General features: G+C 72.2%; 16 protein-coding genes and 1 pseudogene. 8 read left to right on the top strand and 9 right to left on the bottom strand.

Going from position 1 to position 20115, the window contains the following annotated elements; all coding sequences use genetic code 11:
• Positions 1-632 (top strand): annotated as a pseudogene (locus tag Mco01_RS21040) (transcriptional regulator); the annotation flags it as partial.
• A gap of 36 nt (positions 633-668) precedes the next feature.
• Entirely contained in the window at positions 669-1610 is a 942-nt protein-coding gene (locus tag Mco01_RS21035; protein ID WP_204058607.1) for an EamA family transporter, read from the top strand.
• A gap of 4 nt (positions 1611-1614) precedes the next feature.
• Here the strand turns inward: Mco01_RS21035 and hisC are convergent, their stop codons facing one another.
• The gene (gene hisC, locus Mco01_RS21030; RefSeq protein ID WP_204058606.1) at positions 1615-2676 is read right to left on the bottom strand and encodes a histidinol-phosphate transaminase; all 1062 of its coding nucleotides are present in this window, start codon (positions 2674-2676) and stop codon (positions 1615-1617) included.
• A 96-nt stretch (positions 2677-2772) separates the two neighbouring features.
• On the opposite strand from hisC, the gene Mco01_RS21025 reads away from it, so the two are divergent.
• Positions 2773-3582: a polysaccharide deacetylase family protein gene (locus tag Mco01_RS21025; protein ID WP_204058605.1), complete on the top strand. Its 810-nt coding sequence runs from the start codon at positions 2773-2775 to the stop codon at positions 3580-3582.
• Here Mco01_RS21025 and Mco01_RS21020 read toward each other — a convergent pair.
• The 6 genes from Mco01_RS21020 to Mco01_RS20995 all read right to left on the bottom strand — a co-directional run bounded on the left by Mco01_RS21020 (position 3561) and on the right by Mco01_RS20995 (position 11434).
• Positions 3561-4598: an acyltransferase family protein gene (locus Mco01_RS21020; RefSeq protein WP_204058604.1), complete on the bottom strand. Its 1038-nt coding sequence runs from the start codon at positions 4596-4598 to the stop codon at positions 3561-3563. The genes Mco01_RS21025 and Mco01_RS21020 overlap by 22 nt on opposite strands.
• A 103-nt stretch (positions 4599-4701) precedes the next feature.
• Entirely contained in the window at positions 4702-5358 is a 657-nt protein-coding gene (locus Mco01_RS21015) for an NUDIX hydrolase (protein WP_036325128.1), read from the bottom strand.
• Positions 5359-5368: 10 nt separating this feature from the next.
• The gene (locus tag Mco01_RS21010; protein ID WP_204058603.1) at positions 5369-7198 is read right to left on the bottom strand and encodes a DUF4434 domain-containing protein; all 1830 of its coding nucleotides are present in this window, start codon (positions 7196-7198) and stop codon (positions 5369-5371) included.
• A gap of 65 nt (positions 7199-7263) precedes the next feature.
• A complete protein-coding gene (locus Mco01_RS21005; RefSeq protein WP_204058602.1) occupies positions 7264-8352 on the bottom strand; it encodes a glycosyltransferase in 1089 nt (362 codons plus the stop codon).
• Positions 8353-8366: 14 nt separating this feature from the next.
• The gene (locus Mco01_RS21000; protein ID WP_036325125.1) at positions 8367-9629 is read right to left on the bottom strand and encodes a nucleotide sugar dehydrogenase; all 1263 of its coding nucleotides are present in this window, start codon (positions 9627-9629) and stop codon (positions 8367-8369) included.
• A gap of 107 nt (positions 9630-9736) precedes the next feature.
• On the bottom strand, positions 9737-11434 hold the full coding sequence (locus Mco01_RS20995; RefSeq protein WP_239103779.1) for a glycosyltransferase family 4 protein: 1698 nt from the start codon (positions 11432-11434) through the stop codon (positions 9737-9739).
• 56 nt (positions 11435-11490) lie between these two features.
• Between Mco01_RS20995 and wecB the strand changes: the two genes are divergently transcribed.
• The gene (gene wecB, locus Mco01_RS20990; RefSeq protein ID WP_204058601.1) at positions 11491-12615 is read left to right on the top strand and encodes a non-hydrolyzing UDP-N-acetylglucosamine 2-epimerase; all 1125 of its coding nucleotides are present in this window, start codon (positions 11491-11493) and stop codon (positions 12613-12615) included.
• On the opposite strand, the gene Mco01_RS20985 is transcribed toward wecB, so the two are convergent.
• Positions 12616-13017, bottom strand: a complete 402-nt coding sequence (locus Mco01_RS20985; protein ID WP_204058600.1) for a carboxymuconolactone decarboxylase family protein — start codon at positions 13015-13017, stop codon at positions 12616-12618.
• Positions 13018-13144: 127 nt separating this feature from the next.
• On the opposite strand from Mco01_RS20985, the gene Mco01_RS20980 reads away from it, so the two are divergent.
• The 3 genes from Mco01_RS20980 to Mco01_RS20970 all read left to right on the top strand — a co-directional run bounded on the left by Mco01_RS20980 (position 13145) and on the right by Mco01_RS20970 (position 17827).
• Positions 13145-14050 (top strand): LysR family transcriptional regulator, encoded by a 906-nt coding sequence (locus Mco01_RS20980; protein WP_204058599.1) that lies wholly within the window; start codon positions 13145-13147, stop codon positions 14048-14050.
• A gap of 67 nt (positions 14051-14117) precedes the next feature.
• Complete coding sequence (locus Mco01_RS20975; protein WP_204058598.1) at positions 14118-16193, top strand: glycosyltransferase family protein; 2076 nt, start codon at positions 14118-14120, stop codon at positions 16191-16193.
• Positions 16194-16309: 116 nt separating this feature from the next.
• Positions 16310-17827: an MDR family MFS transporter gene (locus tag Mco01_RS20970; protein ID WP_239103778.1), complete on the top strand. Its 1518-nt coding sequence runs from the start codon at positions 16310-16312 to the stop codon at positions 17825-17827.
• 8 nt (positions 17828-17835) lie between these two features.
• Here the strand turns inward: Mco01_RS20970 and Mco01_RS20965 are convergent, their stop codons facing one another.
• Positions 17836-19239 (bottom strand): MFS transporter, encoded by a 1404-nt coding sequence (locus Mco01_RS20965; protein WP_204058597.1) that lies wholly within the window; start codon positions 19237-19239, stop codon positions 17836-17838.
• A 64-nt stretch (positions 19240-19303) separates the two neighbouring features.
• On the opposite strand from Mco01_RS20965, the gene Mco01_RS20960 reads away from it, so the two are divergent.
• Positions 19304-20095, top strand: coding sequence for a helix-turn-helix domain-containing protein (locus Mco01_RS20960; RefSeq protein WP_204058596.1), 792 nt, complete (start codon positions 19304-19306; stop codon positions 20093-20095).
• Positions 20096-20115 lie beyond the last annotated feature (20 nt).

Raw genomic sequence — 20115 nt, 5'->3', positions numbered from 1 at the left:
GGGAGCCGGTACGGCGGGCGGCGCCCCGCTACTGGCGCGACGAGCTGCGGCTGTCGCTGCACCGGCTGCTGGTGCAGGAGGCCAACCGCATCAACGCGAGCGTGTGGCCGATCGACGACCACAGCTACCTGGTGGTGGCGACGAAGGGGTCGATCGCGGCGGCCACGGACGGCTTCCGCGTGCTTCCGTTCGCCGCGCGCATCCGGGAGGAGCTGGGCCTCGCGGTGGAGGTGGGCGTGGGCATGGGCCGCACCACCCACGAGGCCGAGACGCACGCCAGGGGCGCGCTGGCGCGCAGCCAGGCCGGAAAGCAGCCGCAGGGCTTCGCGGTCGACCGGGAGGGCAGGGCGCTGGTCCCGCCGCCCCGGATGCCGCCCCAGGCCGGCGGGCCGGTCAAGCCCAAGGGCGTGGAGGTCCTGGCGCGCCTGGCGGCCAAGCTGGAGGGCGGGGACACGGTGGTGGACGCGGAGGGGGCCGGCAAGATGCTCGGCGTCACCCCCCGCACGGCTCGGAGGTTGCTGCGCACGCTGGTTGACGAGGGACTCGCGTGGCCGCTCCCGCCGAACCGGACCCCGCAGCCGGGCCGTCCCCGGCAGCTCTACCGGCTCATCGTGGAGAAGCTGAACCGGTGACGGCCGCCGCGGAGGCGGGAGATAATGTCATGACCCATGGGACGGAACGGTCGTGACATCAGGGTCTGGCTGGCGCTCGCCGCGGTGTACGTCGTGTGGGGCTCGACGTACCTCGCCATCAAGTTCGCCATCGAGACCCTTCCCCCGCTGATCAGCGGCGGTCTCCGGTTCGTCGCGGCGGCCCTGGTGCTCGGCGCGGTCCTGCTGCTGCGCAGGGGGACCGCGCCCTTCCGGGTGACCGCCCGCCAGTGCGGCGGCGCCGCCCTGGTCGGGCTGCTGCTCCTCACGGCCGGCAACGGCCTGGTGGGCGTGGCCGAGCAGCACATCTCCAGCGGCCTCGCCGCGCTGCTCGTGGCCTCGGTGCCGCTGTGGCTCGTCGTGTTCCGCACGGTCGTCAGGGACCGGCCGCACGTGCTGACGCTGGCCGGGGTGCTCGTCGGCTTCGCCGGCGTGGCCGGGCTCACCCTCGGCGGCGGCGCGTCGGCCAGCGGCGTCGGGATCGGAGCCGTCCTGCTCGCGTCGCTGGCGTGGTCGCTCGGGTCGTTCATCTCGCCACGCATCGCCATGCCGGAGGACCCGTTCGCGGCGAGCGCGATCGAGATGGCCGCGGGCGGCGCCGGCATGCTGCTCCTCGCCCTGTGCACGGGCGAGCGGGTGCACCTGACGGCCGTGAGCGCGAGCTCCTGGGCCGCGGTGGCCTACCTGGTGCTGTTCGGGTCGCTCGTGGCGTTCACGTCGTACGTGTGGCTGCTCGGGAACGCGCCGATCTCGCTGGTGTCCACCTACGCGTACGTGAACCCGGTGGTGGCCGTGGTCCTCGGCGTGATCGTGCTGGGCGAGGACGTCACCACGGCGATGATCGTCGCCGGGGCGCTCATCGTCGTCGGGGTGGCGCTGGTCGTCTCGACCGAGCGCGCAAGGCCGGCGCCCGAGACGGAGCCCGGGGAGGCGGCGCTCGAGACCGGGCGCCGCCCCTGACGGTTCAGCGGCCGCGGAAGGCCTCGGCGGCGGCCAGGAACGCGTCGTTCGACTCGGGGTCGCCGATCGAGACGCGGGCGCCCTCGCCGGGGAACGGCCGCACGGCCACGCCCACACCGGCGCACGCCTCGGCGAACTCCACCGTCCGGTCGCCCAGCCGCAGCCAGACGAAGTTGGCCTCGGTCGGCGGCACCTGCCAGCCCTGGGACAGCAGCGCCTCGCGGACCCGGGTGCGCTCCTTCACGACCGTCTCGACACGCTCCAGCAGCTCGTCCTCGGCCTGCAGGGACGCCACCGCGGCGATCTGGGCGAGGTGGTTCACCGCGAACGGCAGCAGGGTCTTGCGGACGGCGGCGGCCACCGGCTCATGCCCGATCAGGTAGCCCACCCGCAGCCCCGCCAGGCCGTACGCCTTGGAGAACGTCCGCAGCACCGCCACATTGGGCCGCTCGCGGTAGAACGCGAGGCCGTCGGGCACGTCGGCGTCCCTGACGTACTCCCGGTAGGCCTCATCGAGCACGACGAGCACGTCGCCGGGCACGCGGTCGAGGAAACGCTCGATCTCGGCCCTCCGGTTGGCCGTGCCGGTCGGGTTGTTCGGGTTGCACACCAGGACCAGCCGGGTCAGCGGCGTCACCGCGTCGGCCATCGCCTCGAGATCGTGCGTCTCGTCCACCAGCGGCACCTCGACCGCGGTGGCCCCGGCGAGAGCGGTCAGCAGCGGGTACGCCTCGAAGGCCCGCCACGCGTACAGCACCTCGGCGCCGGGCTCGCCGACGGCCTCCAGGAGCTGCTGGGTCACCGCCACCGACCCCGCGCCCACGGCCACGTGCTCCTCCGGCACGCCGTACTTCGCGGCGAGCGCCTCGATGAGCCGCACGGCGCCCGGGTCGGGGTAGCGGTTGATCTCCCCCGCCGCCCGCGCCACGGCCTCCACGACCGACGGCAGCGGCTCGTAGGGGCTCTCGTTGGAGGACAGCTTGTACGACCGGCCGTCCGGCGCGACCACGGCCTTGCCCGGCTTGTAGGCCGGCACGGTGTCGAGGATGGAACGGAATCGAGGCATGTCCTTACCTTAGGAGACACTCCTCACCCGGTCGCAACCCCAGCTGTCCCTTACCGTTTGCCCGCGAGTGCGCCGTTTTCACTAGGATTCGGCGGCATGTGGCGCAAGATCAGGGTTGTCATCGCCGGCGCGAGCGCGGCCGGGATGTTCGCCGTCCCGGGGGCGGCGCAGGCGCAGACGGCGGCGGTCCCCGCGGCGGCCGGCGGCTCGGCGGGGACGGCCGCCGCCTCGGCACAGCCGGCGGCCGCCTCGGCGGGAACGGCGGCGAAGACCGGCACGAAGCCGAAGCCGTACTGCGCGCGGCACAAGTGCATCGCCCTGACCTTCGACGACGGTCCCTGGCCGTACACGCCGGCGCTTCTCGACACGCTGAAGAAGCACAAGGCCAAGGCGACGTTCTTCGTGCTGGGCCGCAAGGTGGCCAACCGTCCCGAGCTGACGCGGCGCATCGTCGCCGAGGGCCACGACATCGGCAACCACACCTGGGACCACGAGGTGCTCACCACGCTGTCGGACGAGGAGGTCCTGAGCACGGTCAGCAGCACCACCGACATCATCAGGGAGACGATCGGCAAGGCGCCCACGATGATGCGGCCTCCGAGCGGCGCGACCAACTCCCGGGTGGGCGCGCTCATGGCCCAGCTCGGCCTGCCGCAGATCCTGTGGACGGGCTCCACCCTCGACTGGCAGGCCAGGAACACGAAGGTGATCGCCAAGCGCACGCTCGCCCTGGCCAAGCGGAACGGCGTGATCCTGCTGCACGACATCGTCCCCGAGACGGTCAAGGCGATGCCGGGCGTGCTGACGACGCTGGAGAAGCAGGGCTACAGGTTCGTGACGATCACCACCCTGCTGCAGGGCCGGCAGCTCAAGGGCGGCGAGATCTACCCGCCGCGCGGCAAGTAGGCCACGTCGGCGACGAGCGAACGGTCGAGCGCCGCGCGCAGCCGCGACTGCAGCGGCCGCTCGACCAGCCGGTGCACGGCGTACGCGACGGCGAGCACGGCGGCCACCACGACGGGGAGCGCGAGCCGGTTGCCCAGCGGCAGCCGCAGCACGCCGATGAGCAGGAACCCCAGGTGGTGGTGGAACAGATAGAGCGGGTAGGTGAGCGCGCCCAGCGCCGTGAGCCACCGCCAGTCGAGCCCGTCGAGCACGCCCAGGGCCACCAGCACCATCACGAGGAACAGCAGCGAGATCACGGCGACGACGAGGGCCGAGCCGAGGGGCACGCCGAACCGCGCGACGGCCGGCGGGTTCTCCCCCAGCACCTGGACCAGCGCGAGCGCCCAGCCGGCGGCCACGAACAGCCAGGGGAACAGCGACCCGCCGAACCGGTGGATGAGGAACAGCGCCATCCCGGCGATGAAGTACGGCGCGCTGAACGGCACGAGCACCGCCTGCAGCAGGTCGGCGTCCACCCGCTCGGCGATCGCCAGCAGGAACACCCACGCCCCCATGAACGCCAGGCAGCGGCGATAGGTGATCCCCATCGCGGCGAAGCAGGCGATGAGGGCGTAGAACACCAGCTCCTGCCAGAGCGTCCAGTACACGATCTCCAGGTCGCGCACCCGCAGCCCGTGCTGGAGCATCGTGAGGTTCGCCAGCAGCTCCGCGAACGTCGGCCGGTGGTCGGTGACCAGCCCGGCCACCCCGAGCGCGCCCAGCAGGAGCACGCTCGCCCAGTACGCCGGGTAGAGCCGGGCGATCCGGGACGCCGCGAACTCGCCCGGCCCGCGGCCCCACGCGCTCATCAGGATGACGAAGCCGCTGATGAGGAAGAAAAGGCGCACCCCGTACACGCCGAACATCGTGACGGCGCTCAGCGCGGGAAAGGCGTTGGGCGTTCCCCACGCGCGCGTTTCGCCGAAATGGAAGAAGACCACCGAGATGGCCGCGCAGAACCTCAGCAGGTCGAGCACGCGAAGCCGGGGGGATTCAGCGGATTTGGCCGGCGCATCCGAAATGCGTGTGGCCGCTGCGAGCATATGCCGGAATATATCCGTACAGATCGTCGGGGACGAACTAAATCCGGAGCATCGGCGGGTGGAGGAGCACAGCGGGGCCGCGGCGGTGGAGCATGGCCGGCCGGCCGCCGTCCCGGGTGGTCGTCCGGCCCGTCTGCACGAGGAACCCCTCGGTCTTGGTGACCTTGCGGTGGAAGTTGCGCGGGTCGAGCGGGCGGCCCCACACGATCTCGTAGACCCGCCGCAGCTCCGCCACCGTGAACTCGGGCGGGCAGAAGGCGGCGCCCAGGGAGGTGTACTCCAGCTTGGCCCGCGCCCGCTCGACGCCGTCCAGCATGATGCGCCGGTGGTCGAAGGCCATCTCGGTCAGCTCCGCGACCGGCTGCCAGCTCATGTGCGCCTCGGTGGACGCCGGCAGGTCGGGGGCGAGCCCGAGGTAGGCCACGCTGACCACCCGCTGGCGGGGGTCGCGGTCGGGGTAGCCGTAGGTCTGCAGCTGTTCGAGGTGCACCGGCGCCCCCGGCAGGCCGGCCCGTTCCGCCAGGACGCGGGCGGCGGCGGCGGGCAGGTCCTCCTCCAGCTTGATGAACCCGCCGGACAGCGCCCACCGGCCCTCGTACGGGGGCCGGTCGCGGCGCCACACCAGCGCGCTGAGCTGCTGGGACCTGACGGTGAGCACGACCAGATCCACGCTGACGGGTATGCGCGGGATCACGCTAGGCACGCTACACGCTGTTGTGGTAGTAGATGGGCTCCGCCGACCTGCGGCCGTCGGGAGAGGTGACGTCCACCCGCACCCAGACGCCGGCGGGCACGGTCGTCCAGTCCACCGGGATCCAGATGCGCTCGGCGCCGGCGGGCAGCCCGGGGATCTGGGCGGGGTCGTGCCAGCCGACCGTGGCCGAGTCGACCACCCGGGGGGTGTCCAGCCCCTGCCAGCTCAGCGTGACCTTGGCGTCGCCCAGGTGGTAGCCGCGCACCTCCAGGCCGTCCTGGATCTGGCGCTTCACCCGCTGCGCCTCCGCCGCGATGGGCCGGTTCCAGTCGGCCGCGATCTCCTCGGAGAGCGACGGGGAGCCGCAGGTGAAGAAGTCGCTCCACATGTAGGAGATGATCTTCGAGACGTATGGCGCGGCGAGCGCCACCTGCGTGTCGAGCCGCCCCTTGTCCGTACGGCCGCGGGTGCCCTGGCGGCCGCACGTGTCCGTCGCGGACGGCTCGAAGGCCTCCACGTTGGCCCACAGCTCCACCTGGACGCCCTCCTGGGACAGCTCCTCCCGCGCCTGGGACATGGCCCGGTAGTAGTCCCGGGTGGAGCCGTAATAGGCCGTGGCGTACGTGCTCTCGCCCACGACGGGCTTGAGCCGGTCGTCCACCGGCTCGTTCTTCAGGTTGGGCCAGTACAGCCCCACCTTGCCGGTGCCCCGGCCGTCCTGGGGGGCGATGATGCCCACACCGGTCTCGGCCAGCGCCTTGAACCCGCGGGCCACCTGGGCGGGCGTGGAGGTGTACTTGAGCCGCCGGCGGCTGTCGATGTACGGGCTGACGAGGATGGGCTTGCCGGGGAGCTCCTGCTCCACGATGCGGTGCTGCTCGGCGTACACCTGGAGCGTCTGCACCTTGCTCGGGTCGGGCCAGTCCCGGATCTGCAGCTCGAACGGCTGGTAGACGCCGCCGAGCGACTGCCGGCCCTGGAAGCGGTCGCCGTAGTCCTGCACGATGCGGCGGGTGAGCGTGGTGAGCGTGCCGATGTGCCGGGGGTCGGCGCGGGTGGGCTCGGTCGGGTCGCGGGGTGCGAGCGGCAGCGCGGGGAAGACCTTGATGCCGAACCGGTCGCCCAGGTCGAGAAGCTGGCTGAGGCTGTCCTGCGTCCCTGCGGACACCAGGATCAGGTGGTAGCCGCGGGACTTGGAGGAGAAGTCGCAGGTGGGGTCGTCCGAGCCGTCGTCGGGGGCGACTAGCCGGTAGAAGACGTCGTCACCCACGACGATCTTGTGCTCCATCTGCGGGCAGCGGAAGATGCCCGGGCCGTACTGCTCGTCGGTCCGGTACGTGTACGTCCAGGTGATCCGGTTGCCGGGGTTGGCGGCCTTGAGGTCCTTCTCGGCCGCCTGGACGCAGGTGAGGCCGTTCTCCTGACAGGCCTCGAACCGGCCGTCGGGCTTGAGGTCCTTCTGCGGGTCCTTGTCGTCGATCTTCTCCAGGACCCGGCCCTCGTCGTCCACCTGGCGGGGCGACAGGCCGAAGCCGAGCCGCACGACCGTGTCGCCGCCGAGCCGGTGGATGGCCTCGAGCTGGGTGCGCCAGGTGCAGGGGTCGGCCGTGGGGATGAGCCAGTAGCCGCTCACCGCGTACGGCGTCGTCGCGACCGTGTCGAACGTGCCACAGGGGTCGGTGAACGCGCTCTTCGAGGGGCGCGCGCTGGGGGGTGTGGCCGGTGACGTCAGTCCCGCGTTGACCGTTCCGGATCGGGGCGTCCCGTCACGCAGGACGATCACCACCGATGCGACGCCCGCGAGGATCGCCACACCGAGGATCAGAGTGAGCCAGCGCACGTTCAGGACACTACCGCCCGTCGTTCATGGACATACCGCATAAAACCGGCGTGTTCAGCTGGAGTTCAGCTCTTGACGCCCGCCCAGGACTCGAGCTGGGAGACGAAGCGGCGGGCCGAGTTCGGCCAGTGGTGGTTGGCGCGCGCCGCGGCGTAGCCCCGGCCGCCGGTGCCGCGCCGCTCGAAGGCGTTGTCCCTGAGCCGCAGGACGGCCTCGGCGACCGCCTTCGGGTCGTTCCAGGGCACCACGATGCCGCACTGGTAACGCTCCACGAGCTCCACGGCCCGGGGGGACGGCGTGGTGATGACCGGGATGCCGTGGGCCATGTACTCCACGATCTTCGTGGGCATCGAGTGGCGGTAGTTGGGCTCGTCGTGCAGCAGGGACAGCCCCGCGAGCGCCCCGTCGAGCCGCTTGAGCGCCTCGTCGTTCGGCATGAAGTCCCGCCACTCCAGCACGCCGTCGGCGACGGCCTCGTTGAGCAGCGGGCGGCTCTGCGGGTCGGCGTATCCGATGAGCTCGACGGCCACCCGATGGGGCTGCAGCAGCCGGGCGACCTCGACGGCCTCGTGGACGCCGCGGGCCTCCGACAGCCAGCCGAGGTAGACCACCCGGTCGTCGCCGGGCTGGCTGACGCTGTCGGGCACCCAGGTCTCGTTCGGCACGACCAGGTGGGCCTGGCGGAACCGGCCCGCGTAGGCCGCCTCGGCCAGCAGCAGGTGCAGGTGCCGCTCGGCCGTCCCCTCCATCAGCCGGGCGAGGAACCGCATCGGCGGCCGGAGGAACGACGGCAGCCACGGCTTGAGCGACAGCGTCGCGGGGGTGTCCTCGTGGACGTCCCACACCACGGGCGGGCGCCCGCGCACCCCCGCCACCGCGAACAGCAGCTCGGGGTCGTGGACCAGCACGAGGTCCACCTTGCCGCGCATGCTCTTGAACAGCCTCCGCGCGGCCCGTACAGCCGCGAACCGCCGGCGTTCGGCGGCTCGCGGCAGGTCCACCCCCGTCACCCACGACCGGGGGACGACCCCCCGGGCGGTGTACGGCGCGGCATACGTGACCTCATGACCGGCGTCGACGAGCGCCCGGATCTGCCGGTGCAGGATCCGGGCGTCCTCCGGGTGGTGGACCACCGTCATGACGAGCACGTGCACGCGCGGGACCCTTCCTACAACCGCTCGACGCGATCGCTCGTCGCCAGCACGCCCCGGGTGTCCAGCACGAGCGAGGCCCGTTCCTCCACCACGTCCAGGTCGAACGCGGAGTGTTGCTGAAGCAGCACGGTGACGTCGGCGCCGGCCACCGCGGCCGCCAGGTCCTCCTCGCGGGGGACCGACCGGCCCTCGACCGACCACTCCTTGACGTACGGGTCGCAGAACGACAGCTCGGCGCCGAGCTCCAGCAGGGCCTCGGCGAGCGGAATCGCGGGCGTCTCACGCTCGTCGGCGATGTCCGGCTTGTACGTGACGCCCAGCAGCAGCACCCGGGAGCCGTTGACGGGCTTGCGGGCCCGGTTGAGCAGCCGCTGCACGCGGGCCACGACGTACGACGGCATCCGCTCGTTGATCTCCTGGGCCAGCTCCACGAAGCGGAACGGGTAGCCCAGCTTGCGGACCGTGTACGACAGGTACGACGGGTCGACCGGGATGCAGTGGCCGCCGACGCCCGGGCCCGGCAGGAACTTCTGGAATCCGAACGGCTTGGTGGAGGCCGCCTCGATGGCCTCCCACAGGTTCACCCCGAGCTCGTCGCAGAAGATCGCCATCTCGTTGACGAGGGCGATGTTGACGTGCCGGTAGGTGTTCTCCAGCAGCTTCGCCATCTCCGCCTCGCGCGTGCCGCTGACCGGCACGACCCGCTCGACGAACCGGGCGTAGAAGGCCGCCGCCCGCTCCTTGCAGGCTGCCGTGTATCCGCCCACGACCTTCGGCGTGTTGCGCAGGCCGTACTTGGGGTTGCCCGGGTCGATCCGCTCCGGCGAGAACGCGAGGTGGAAGTCCTCACCGGCCGTCAGGCCCGACCCCTCAAGGATCGGCCGCACCAGTTCGTCGGTCGTGCCGGGCCAGGTGGTGGATTCCAGCACGACCAGCGTCCCCGGCCGCATGTGCTCGGCGACGGCTCTGGTCGCGCCCTCGACGGCGGACAGGTCCGGCCGGTGGTCCTCGTCGAGCGGGGTCGGCACGCAGATGACGATCGTGGCCGACGAAGCCAGCACGGAGGCGTCCAGCGTGGCGGTGAAGCCGCCGGACAGCATGGCGTCGAGATCGGCGTCGGTCAGGTCGTCGATGTACGACTGACCGGCGTTCAGCGCCTCGACCTTGCGGGGATCGACGTCCAGACCAGCCACCCGCAGACCTGCCGCCGTGGCCTCCTTGGCCAGCGGCATGCCCACGTACCCCAGCCCGATGATCGTGAGATCGAAGGCGGTCACGGCATGACCTGAGGGCGGAAACAACACTTCATGGTGGCAAAGGCTATCTCAACTCGGCACCAAGGATGCCTGATGCACAGGATCCTCCAATGTGCGTATGGGCGACCTTAGGTCAGGGACCGGTAGATTTCCTGATAGGTACGGGCAAGACTGCTCCACGTGCGGTGGGCGGCGACCTCCGCCTTGCCCGCCTCGCCCATGGTCCTGCGGCGCTCCGGATCGTCCCGCAGCGCGGCGAGCGCCTTGGCGAGCGCGGCCGGGTCGCCGGCGGGGACCAGGAGCCCGGCCCCCTCGCCGCCCACGAGCTCCGAGAGCGCCGGCAGGTCGCTCAGGACGACCGGCTTGCCGAGCGCCATCGCCTCGACCGGCTTCAGCGGCGTCACGAGCCGGCAGACGCGCAGGTCCTCACGCGGGCAGACGAAGATGTCGAGGGCGGCCTGGGCCTGCAGCGCCTCGTCGGGCCCCACGCGCCCGGGCAGGATCGCGACGTCGCCGATCCCCAGCCGTTCGACCTGCTCCAGCAGGGCGGGCCGTTCGGCGCCGTCGCCCACGATCAGCACCCGGACCGGCGTCTTGGCGTCCTTGAGCTGGGCGGCCGCGCCGAGCAGCGTGGCGAAGCCCTCGTAGCCGACGATGCTCGACACCGATCCGACCACGATCTCGCCGGGGGCGATGCCGTACCGCTCCCGGAACGCCGCGCCGTCGTAGTCGGCGGTGAGAAGCGTGTCGTCGACGGCGTTGGGCGCGAGGAAGATGCGCTCGCGCGGCACGCCGCGCTCGACGATCTCGGCGGCCATGGTCTCGGCCAGCGTCACGACGGCGTCGGCCTCGCGCATGATGTGGGCCTCGCGCTCACGCTGCATGAGGTGGCGCTCGCTGCCGATGCGCTTGGGGTCCCGCGAGGTCCAGGTCTCCTCGAGGAAGCCGCGCACCTCGTACACGAACGGCGTGTTCGTCCGCTCCCGCACGGCGAGCGCGACCGAGCCGTTCCTGTGGTCGGTCGCGGCGTGCAGCACCTGCGGGCGGAGGGTCCGGACCAGCTCGGACACGTCGGCCGCGCCGCGGATCATCCGTCCCCGGCTCTCGAACGGCACGTCGCCCTTCGGCAGCAGCCGGTAGTACGGGACGCCGTCGATCTCCTCGTACGGCTCGGCGTCGGTGTGGCCCTGCAGCATGGGCCAGCCCCAGCTCGTCACCACGTGGGGGTCGAGCCCGGCCGCCTTCTGCGCCGTGACGATCCGATGGGTGCGGACCGTGTACCCCGCCTGCGTGTACGGCAGCGCGTTGGTGACCATGTGGAGCACCCGGCCCTGCACGCGCTCGCCCATGATGACCTTCGGCTTCGGCGGTATCGGGTCGGCCCCGATGGCGGCCATCTCGCCCTCGTAGTAGGCGATCCTGCGGCGGATGAAGGGCCACCGCTGGTGGGGCCGCAGCACCTTGACGGCCTGCGACATCCGGCCGGCCTCGAAGTGGACCTTCGCCTCCTCCAGCGGCCCGTCGGCCATCCGCCGGATGATCCGGCGCGTGGTGACCTTGACGTACCGCGCCGCGGGCCAGGCGACCCTCCCGACGAGCGGGCGCACGCGGGCCGGCATCGCGTCGGCGGCGGCCTGGGCCACCCGGACGGGATCCGACTTCACCTTGCTGACGAAGATCCGGGAGACGAGGACGGGGTTCCTCGCGAATCCCCGGAGGAAGCGGCCGAGTCCGGCCTTGGCCGACGCGGCGGCGATCCCGGTGGCCGGTGCCGGGCCGCCGTTCGCGGGCACGGCCTCTGCGGGCTTGTTGGCCTCGGATTCCACGGCGTGACCGTACCATAGGCAACGTTTGCCCCAGGTCCGTATGAAAGGCGAGGTCAATGAGGGACAACCCCCTCGTCCTGCACGTGCTGGGCGCCCGGCCCAACTTCGTCAAGGCGGCTCCCGTCGTGAACGGGCTGGCCGCGCTCGGAGTCCGGCAGGGCATCATCCACACCGGCCAGCACTACGACGCGCTGATGTCCGACGTGTTCTTCGCCGACCTGGGCCTGCCCGAGCCGCTGGCCAACCTCGGCGTCGGCTCCGGATCCCACGCCCGGCAGACCGCGGCGCTGCTCGTCGGGCTCGAGGACATCGTGCAGGAGCACCGTCCGGCGCTCGTCGTCGTGTACGGCGACGTGAACTCCACGCTGGCGGCCATCCTCGTGTGCGCGAAGCTCCACGTGCCGACCGCGCACGTGGAGGCGGGGCTGCGCTCGTTCGACCGGGAGATGCCGGAGGAGGTCAACCGGGTCGTCACCGACGCGCTGGCCGACATGCTGTTCGCCACCTCGCCGGAGGCGCTGTCGCACCTCGCCAACGAGGGCGTCGACCCCGCCCGGGTCCACCTCGTGGGCAACCCCATGATCGACAGCCTGTTCGCCGCGCTGCCGAAGCTCGACCCCGCGCCGGTGCGGGAGCGGCTGGGAGTCCCCGGCAGGTACGCGGTGGCCACCCTGCACCGGCCGGCCAACGTGGACGACCCCGAGGCGGCGCGCGAGCTGGTTGACGCGGTGCTCGGCGTGGCCGAGCAGGTGCCGGTGGTCGTCCCGCTGCACCCGCGCGGGCGGCAGCGGCTCGCCGAGGCCGGGCTGGTGGACCGGGAGAACCTGAAGATCGTCGACCCGCTCGGGTACGTGGACTTCCTGTCGCTGGTGCGGGGCGCGGCGCTGGTCGTCACCGACTCCGGCGGCGTGCAGGAGGAGACGACCGTGCTGGGCGTCCCCTGCCTGACCGTGCGGCAGAACACCGAGCGGCCCATCACGGTGACCCACGGGACCAACCGCCTGGTGACCCCGGCCTCGCTGCCGGCGGCGTCCAAGGCACTCGCGGACGGCGCCGCGACGCCGAGCGGCGACCTGCCGCCGCTGTGGGACGGCGCGGCGGGCCCGAGGATCGCCCGCGTCATCGAGGCCTGGCTCCGCGGCGACAACCTCTCCCCCGCCGCCAAGGGCGCCCTGCGCTAGTCAGGACAGGTTCTGGACGGGGGGAAGACCGCGTTCGGCGAAGACCTTCTTCGCCACCAGCGTGGCGTTGATCGCCCTCGGCATGCCCGCGTAGACCGCCGAGTGCAGGAGTGCCTCGGCGATCTCGGTGGCGGTGAGGCCCACGTTCAGCGCGGCGTTGAGGTGCACGTCGAGCTCGATCTCGCAGCCCCCGAGGGCCGTCAGGACGCCGAGGGTGACGAGCTGCCGGTCCCGCGGTGACAGCTCGGGGCGGGCGTACATGTCGCCGAACGCCCACGCCACCACCTGGTGGCCGAGCTCGGGCGAGACGTCGGCGAGGGACGCGACGACACGCTGCCCGGCCTCGCCGTCGACCTCGTCCAGCACCTTGAGGCCGTACGCGTAGCGCTCTTCGCGGTTCATCGGTTCTCCATCCGGTCGGTCCGGGCTGCCTGGGCGGCGGCCCTGCTGCGACCAGCCTCGCCCCTCCCGCCTCCTGTCCCGCTCCGCAGGCGTGGAAATCTGCATCTCCTATGCCTCGGAGGTATGGATGAACCTGAGACTGCTCGAGTACGTGGTGGCGATCTGCGAGGAGGGGAGCATCAGCGCGGCGGCGCGGCGCCTGCACCTGACGCAGCCGACGCTCAGCCGGCAGGTGCACGAGCTGGAACGGCGGCTCGGGACACCGCTGTTCGAACGCGAGGGCAGGGGGATGGTCCCCACGTCGGCGGGCCGTGCGCTGGTCGCCCGGGCCACCACGGTCCTGGCCGAGGCGCGGGCCGCGCTGGACGACGTCCGGCTGGCGGCCGAGGGGCTGGCCGGACGGCTGACGGTGACGTTCGCCGGCTCGGGGATCAACGGCCCTCTGGGCGGCGCGCTCGGCCGGTTGCGCCGGGAGATGCCCCGCGTCGAGCTGCGCCTGGTGGAGAGCTTCAACGACGCCGAGATGTCGGGCGGCGTCCTGGACGGCCGCTTCGACATCGCCGTCCAGCGCCTGCCCACCCGTGACCCGCGTCTGGTGGCGCGCTCCTGGTGGCGCGAGCCGCTCAGCCTGTTCCTGCCCGCGGCGCATCCGCTGGCGCACGGGGCCGGCGCCGCGCCCCTGACCGCGCTCGGCCAGGTGCCGCTCGTCGTGTGGCCGCGGGAGGTCTCCCCGCACTCCTACGACGAGATCATCGCATTGTGCGACCACGCCGGCGTGACACCTCGTATCGGTGCGGAGGGCCGGAGCGTGCAGACGGTGCTGGCCCTGGTCGCGGCCGGGTTCGGCGCGGCCGTGATGTCGGACTCCCATCGCGCGCTCCGCCGCGTCGGCGTCCGCGCCCGCCCTCTGGAGGGCACCTCCACGACCCTCCACATGGTCTGGCGGACGAACGACGGGAATCCCCTCGTCGAGCGCTTCCGCTCGGTGCTGACCACCCTCGCCACGAGCGATCCCGCCGGCCCAGCCCATTGAAACCCCTATATCGGCACAAAGGTCCTTGCAGCCCCTTTACGATGGCTTGTCCGTAAGGGGGAGAGGCATGGCTGAGAGCGACGAGACTCCTGAGACCTCGGAAGGCCCGCGCTTCCAGCGCCTGGGCCCGGCGAACTGGCTGCCCGAGGAGCGCAAGCTCGTCGAGCGCTACGAGCAGCGGATCCGCGAGCTGGAGAAGAAGCTCGCGATCGAGGAGGCCCGGGCCGACTACGCCGTCTGGAAGCTCAAGGCCACCCAGACGCAGCGACCGTACCGGGTCGCGCAGGCGCTCACCGGCGCCGGGCGGCCCGCGAAGATCGTCAAGCTGCCGCGCGACCTCGGCAAGGCGATGAAGGAGCGCAAGAGCCCCAAGCCGCCCCTGCCGGTGACCGAGGCCGCCAAGCTGGCCGATGCCCGGGGCCCCGAGGTGAGGATCCCGTCGCTGCAGTGGCCGGACGGGCCGGTGGTCCGGCCCGACCTGCGGGTCGCCGTCATCCTGGACGACTTCTCCCGGATGGCGTTCCGGTACGAGTGGGACCAGATCGAGTTCGGCCTGAACGACTGGCGCGAGGTCTTCGCCGACAAACGGCCGGAGATGCTGTTCTGCGAGTCGGCCTGGCACGGCAACCAGGGCCGCTGGCGCTACCAGATGACCGGGACCAAGGCACCCAAGCAGGAGCTCCGCGACCTCATCGCCTGGTGCAACGAGGAGGGCATCCCCACGGTCTTCTGGAACAAGGAGGACCCGCCCAACTTCGACTTCTTCATCGACACGGCCAAGCTGTTCGACTACGTGTACACGTGCGACGGCGACATGATCCCGAAATATCGTGAAGTCCTGGGACATGATCGCGTCGGCGTGCTGCAGTTCGCGGCCCAGCCCCGGATCCACAACCCGATCCAGACCAAGCAGGGCCGGCCGTACGACATCGTCTTCGCGGGCATGTACTTCCGGGACAAGCACCCCGAGCGGCGCGAGCAGATGGAGACGGTCCTCGCGCCCACACGCGAGCTTGGCCTGCACATCTTCGCCCGCAACGGCACAGTGGACGACAAGTACGCCTGGCCCGAGGAGTACCGCCCCCACATCGTGGGCGAGCTGCCATACGAGCAGATGCTGGCCGCGTACAAGATGTACAAGGTCTTCCTGAACGTCAACTCGGTCATCGACTCCCCGACGATGTGCGCCCGGCGGGTGTTCGAGCTGTCGGCCTGCTCGACCACCGTGCTGTCGGGCTGGTCGCGGGCCATCGAGGAGACGTTCGGCCCGCTCATCCCGGTGGCCCACTCGCAGGAGGAGGCCTACAACCGGGCGCTGTACCTCATCAACAGCCCCGAGCTGCGGGCCCGCCAGGCCCACCTCGCGATGCGGGAGGTGTTCGACAGGCACCTGTTCTCGCACCGGGTGGACCAGATCCTCGCCGACCTCGGGCGCCCGGCGGCCTCGCGCACGCCGTCCGTCTCGGTGGTGCTGCCCACCAACCGGGCCGGGCAACTGGAGCACGCGATCAGCCAGGTGGCCCGCCAGCGGCACCGCAACCTGGAGCTCGTGCTGGTGCTGCACGGCCTGTCGGAGGACCCGGGCGTCGTCAGGGACAAGGCGCTGGCCGCGGGCATCCCGGCCGTCAAGGTGCTGACGGCCGACCCCTCGTGGACGCTCGGCGAGGTGCTCAACCACGGCATCGCGCACGCCGACGGCGAGCTCATCTCCAAGATGGACGACGACAACCTGTACGGCGAGCACTACCTGTCTGACCTGATCCGGGCGTTCGACTACGCCGACGCCGAGATGGTCGGCAAGGGCGCCCACTACACCTACTTCCCCGACCAGGACGTCACGGTCTTCCGCCTGCCCGGCCTGGAGCACCGGTACGCCCACCTCATCCAGGGCGCCACCATCGTCGCCCGGGCCGATCTGCTGCGCTCGATGCCGTTCGAGGCGGTCAACGCGGGCGAGGACACGCGGCTGGTGCGGCGCTGCAAGGAGGAGGGCGTGCGGATCTACTCGGCCGACCGCTTCAACTTCGTCTACATGCGCGGCTCCGACGCGACCGCCCACACCTGGCAGGCCGCCGACTACAAGCTCACCCGCAACGCCCAGTTCTGCTTCGCCGGGAACCCGGAGGCGCACGTCCTCATCTGACCGATAACCTCCCATTGGGAGATATCGGAATTATCGGGATGGCGTGCCGGTTGCGAACTGCTGGGACCGCCGCCCGCGGTCCGATCTGATGCGTGACCGGACGACGGGGGTAGGGCGTGACCACGGCAACGACGCGGACGGGAGTGGGTCTCAGGTCGGAACGCGGTCCGGTGCTCGCCGCCATCATGCTCTGCACCGGCCTGGTCGCGCTGGACAGCACGATCATCGCGACGGCCGTCCCGTCCGTCGTCGGGGACCTCGGGGGCTTCTCGCAGTTCCCGTGGCTGTTCTCCATCTACCTGCTCACGCAGGCGGTCACCGTGCCCATCTACGGCAAGCTCGCCGACGTCTTCGGCCGCAAGCCGGTCATGTTCGTCGGCATCGCCGTGTTCCTCCTCGGCTCCGCGCTGTGCGGCGCCGCCTGGAGCATGGGCGCGCTGATCGGCTTCCGGGCGCTCCAGGGCATCGGCGCGGGGGCCGTGCAGCCGATGAGCATCACGATGGTCGGCGACCTCTACTCGGTCGAGGAGCGGGCCCGCGTGCAGGGCTACATCGCGAGCGTCTGGGGCATCTCCTCGGTGGTCGGCCCGACCCTGGGCGGCCTCTTCTCCGAGTACGTCTCCTGGCGCTGGATCTTCTTCGTCAACCTGCCGCTGGGCGCGCTGGCGGCGTGGACGCTGGCCCGCCGGTTCAAGGAGAAGGTGGCCGGCGGCTCGCACACCATCGACTACCTCGGCGCCGCCCTCCTCACCGCCGGGTCGTCGCTGCTCATCCTCGGCCTCCTGGAGGGCGGGGTGGCCTGGGAGTGGGCGTCCCCCGTCAGCCTCCTCATCTTCGGGGCGGGCGTCGTGCTGGTGGCCGCCTTCGTGCTCGTGGAGCGCCGAGCGGCCGAGCCCGTCCTCCCGCTGTGGGTGTTCAGCCGCCGCACGCTGACCGGCGGCAACCTCGTCGGGCTCGGCGTCGGCGCCCTGCTCATCGGCTTCACCTCCTACGTCCCGACGTACGCGCAGGGGGTGCTCGGCACGGGCGCGCTGGTCGCCGGGTTCGCCCTTGCGGCGCTCACGCTCGGCTGGCCGATCGCGGCCGCCCTGTCGGGACGGGTCTACATGCGCCTCGGCTTCCGCGACACCGCGCTGATCGGCACGGTGGTGGTCGTGGCGGGCACCGTGCTGTGCGCCCTGCTCGGCCGCGGCTCCGAGCTGTGGGAGGTGGCCGCGGCGTGCTTCGTCGTCGGCGTCGGCCTCGGCCTGTCGGCGAGCCCGACCATGGTGGCCGTGCAGTCCGTCGTGGGCTGGGAGCGCCGGGGCGTCGTCACGGGGACCAACATGTTCTGCCGCTCGATCGGCAGCGCCCTCGGCGCGGCGATCCTCGGAGCCGTGTCCAACGCCACACTGTCCGGCCGCTTCTCCCGGCCGCCCGCCGGGGTGGCCGGGCATCTGCCCGCCAGCGTCGACGCCACCGACACCGTGCTGAACGGGCAGGCGCCGGCCCAGCCGGCCGTGGCCGCGTTCGTCCGCTCGGCCCTGTACGACGCGGTGCACAACGTCTTCCTGGTCCTCGTGGTGGTCGCCGTGCTCAGCGTCGGCGCGCTGCTGCTCATGCCCCGCCGTACGAGGGAACTGTCCTTCGACTGAGCCGCGCGTCATCCGGCGGCGGCGTGCTCCTCGACGGGAGCGCGGCGGCGCAACGCCGTACGGGCGACGGCGGCGCTCAGCGCCCCGGCGGCGAGCAGGGCGGCGACGACGGCCAGCGCCGGCCCGGCTCCGGCGGCCAGGTAGAGGCCGCCGAGCCCGGCGACCGCGCCGACCGACGCCAGAACGGGGCCGGTCGAGTTCAGCGCGGACAGCGCCGAGGCCCGGTCCGGGCCCACGACCGCGGCCACCTGCGCCATCAGGGGGCTGTAGCCCGCGGCGTGCCCGGCGCCCGCCAGGAACAGCAGGGGCGTGCCGAGCCCCGCCGGCCACCCGGCCCCGGGGACGGCTCCCGCGAACCCGGCCACGACCAGGACGACGCCGGCGAAGACGGCGGGCCCCGCGACCGGGAGGGCCGACTGCGCCCGTTCGGGCAGCCGCGCCCATGTCAGGCTCAGCGCGGCGAAGCCGGCCGTGTACGGCAGGAAGGCGAGCCCGGCGGCGAGCGCGCCGAACCCGAGGTCGCCCTGGAGGTGCAGGGTCAGCGTGAACAGGAACGCGGTGTAGCAGCCCATCACCGCGCAGCAGGTGAGCAGCGCGGGCCGCACGCCGGGCGGCCGCAGCACGGCGAGGTCGAGCAGCGGCACGCCTCCCGCGCGGGCCACCCGGCCCTCGAACCCCGCGAACAGCGCCAGCAGCACCGGGCCGCCGCACAGCGAGGCCCAGGCCCACAACGGCCAGCCGTGCTGCCCGCCGAAGATCAGCGGGACGACCAGGGCGGCCATGGCCGCGGTGAGCAGCGCGACGCCGCCGAGGTCGAGCCGCCGCGCCACCCGCCGTCCCTCGGGCAGGACGCGCGGGCCCACGGCCACCAGGACGGCGCCCACCGGAACGTTGACCAGGAAGATCGGTCGCCAGCCCAGCCCGAACAGGTCGGCGGCGACCAGCACGCCGCCGGCCAGCTGGCCGAGGGCGACGCCCAGGGCGAGCACCATCGAGTAGAGGCCGATGGCCCGCTTGCGGGCCGCCCCGTCGAAGCGGAGCTGGATCAGCGAGAAGACCTGCGGCATCATCAGCGCCGCGCCGGCCGCCTGCGCGACGCGGGCCGCCACCAGCACCGGCGCGGCCGGCGCGAGACCGCACAGCAGGGACGACGCGGTGAACGCCGCCAGCCCCGAGAGGAACGCCCGCCGGTGGCCGAGCAGGTCGCCCAGGCGGGCGCCGGTCACGACGAGGACCCCGAGCGTCAGCAGGTACGCCGAGGGGACCAGTTGCAGGACGGGCGCACCCGCCTGCAGGTCGCGCCGTATCGACGGCAGCGCCACCGTGACGATCGAGCCGTCCATCGATGCCATCGTCTGCCCGGCGAGCAGCACGGTGAGGACCGTGCCCGGCCGGGTCGTCGAGATCGTCATGGGCACCAGGCTCCGCCGTGCCGGAGGCCCGGGTCTTGAAGATTCTTGCCCGTAGAGTGGATCGGTGCGCACGTGGAGGGCGGTCGTGGAGACGCCGGACTTCTCCGTCCGGGTGGTCTCCTGCACGGCTCGGCATCACGCCTGGTCGGCGCCCGAGGAGGGCGCGACGAACGGCATCGTGCTCGTGCACCGGGGGATGTTCCGGGTGCGCAGCGACGGCCATCGCGTGGTGGCCGATCCCACCACGGGCTACGTGCAGGCGCCGGGACGCGAGTACGCGTTCGCGCACCCCTCCGGAGGGGACGTGTGCACGTTCATCCAGGTGCGCCCCTCGCTCTGGCAGGCCGTGGTCGCGGACGACGCGCCGGGCCCCTCGGTCGCCGTGGACGGCCGCGTGGAGCTCGCCCACCGGATGCTCCTGCGGACCGGCGAGGACGCCGCGGACCCGGCCGAACGGCTGGTTCACGCGCTCGCGGCGGCCGTCCGCCCGCCGGGCGAACCGGGCTCCGCCCGCGGCGACCTGGCCGACCGGGCCCGCGAGGCCATCCTGGAGGACGACCCCGACGCGGCCGACCTGGTACGGCTGGCGGAGGCGCTCGGGGTGTCGCCGTCCCACCTGAGCCGGACCTTCCGCCGGCACGTCGGCATGACGGTCAGCCGCTACCGCAACCGCGTCCGGGTGAGCCGCGCCCTCGCCCGCATCGAGCAGGGCGAGGGCGACCTCGCCGCCCTCGCCGCCGCTCTCGGCTTCGCCGACCAGGCGCACCTCACCCGGACCGTGCGCGCGGAGCTCGGGCACCCGCCCGGCCGCCTCCGCCGGCTCTTCTCCGGCGGGACGGCCGGTCAGGACGCCTGACAGCGGGACGCCCGGGACGG

Source organism: Microbispora corallina, from assembly GCF_016863035.1.
GTDB classification, from domain to species: Bacteria; Actinomycetota; Actinomycetes; order Streptosporangiales; family Streptosporangiaceae; genus Microbispora; species Microbispora corallina.
The sequence above is the reverse complement of the archived record's forward strand: the minus strand, read 5'-3'. Positions and strand labels throughout refer to the sequence as shown.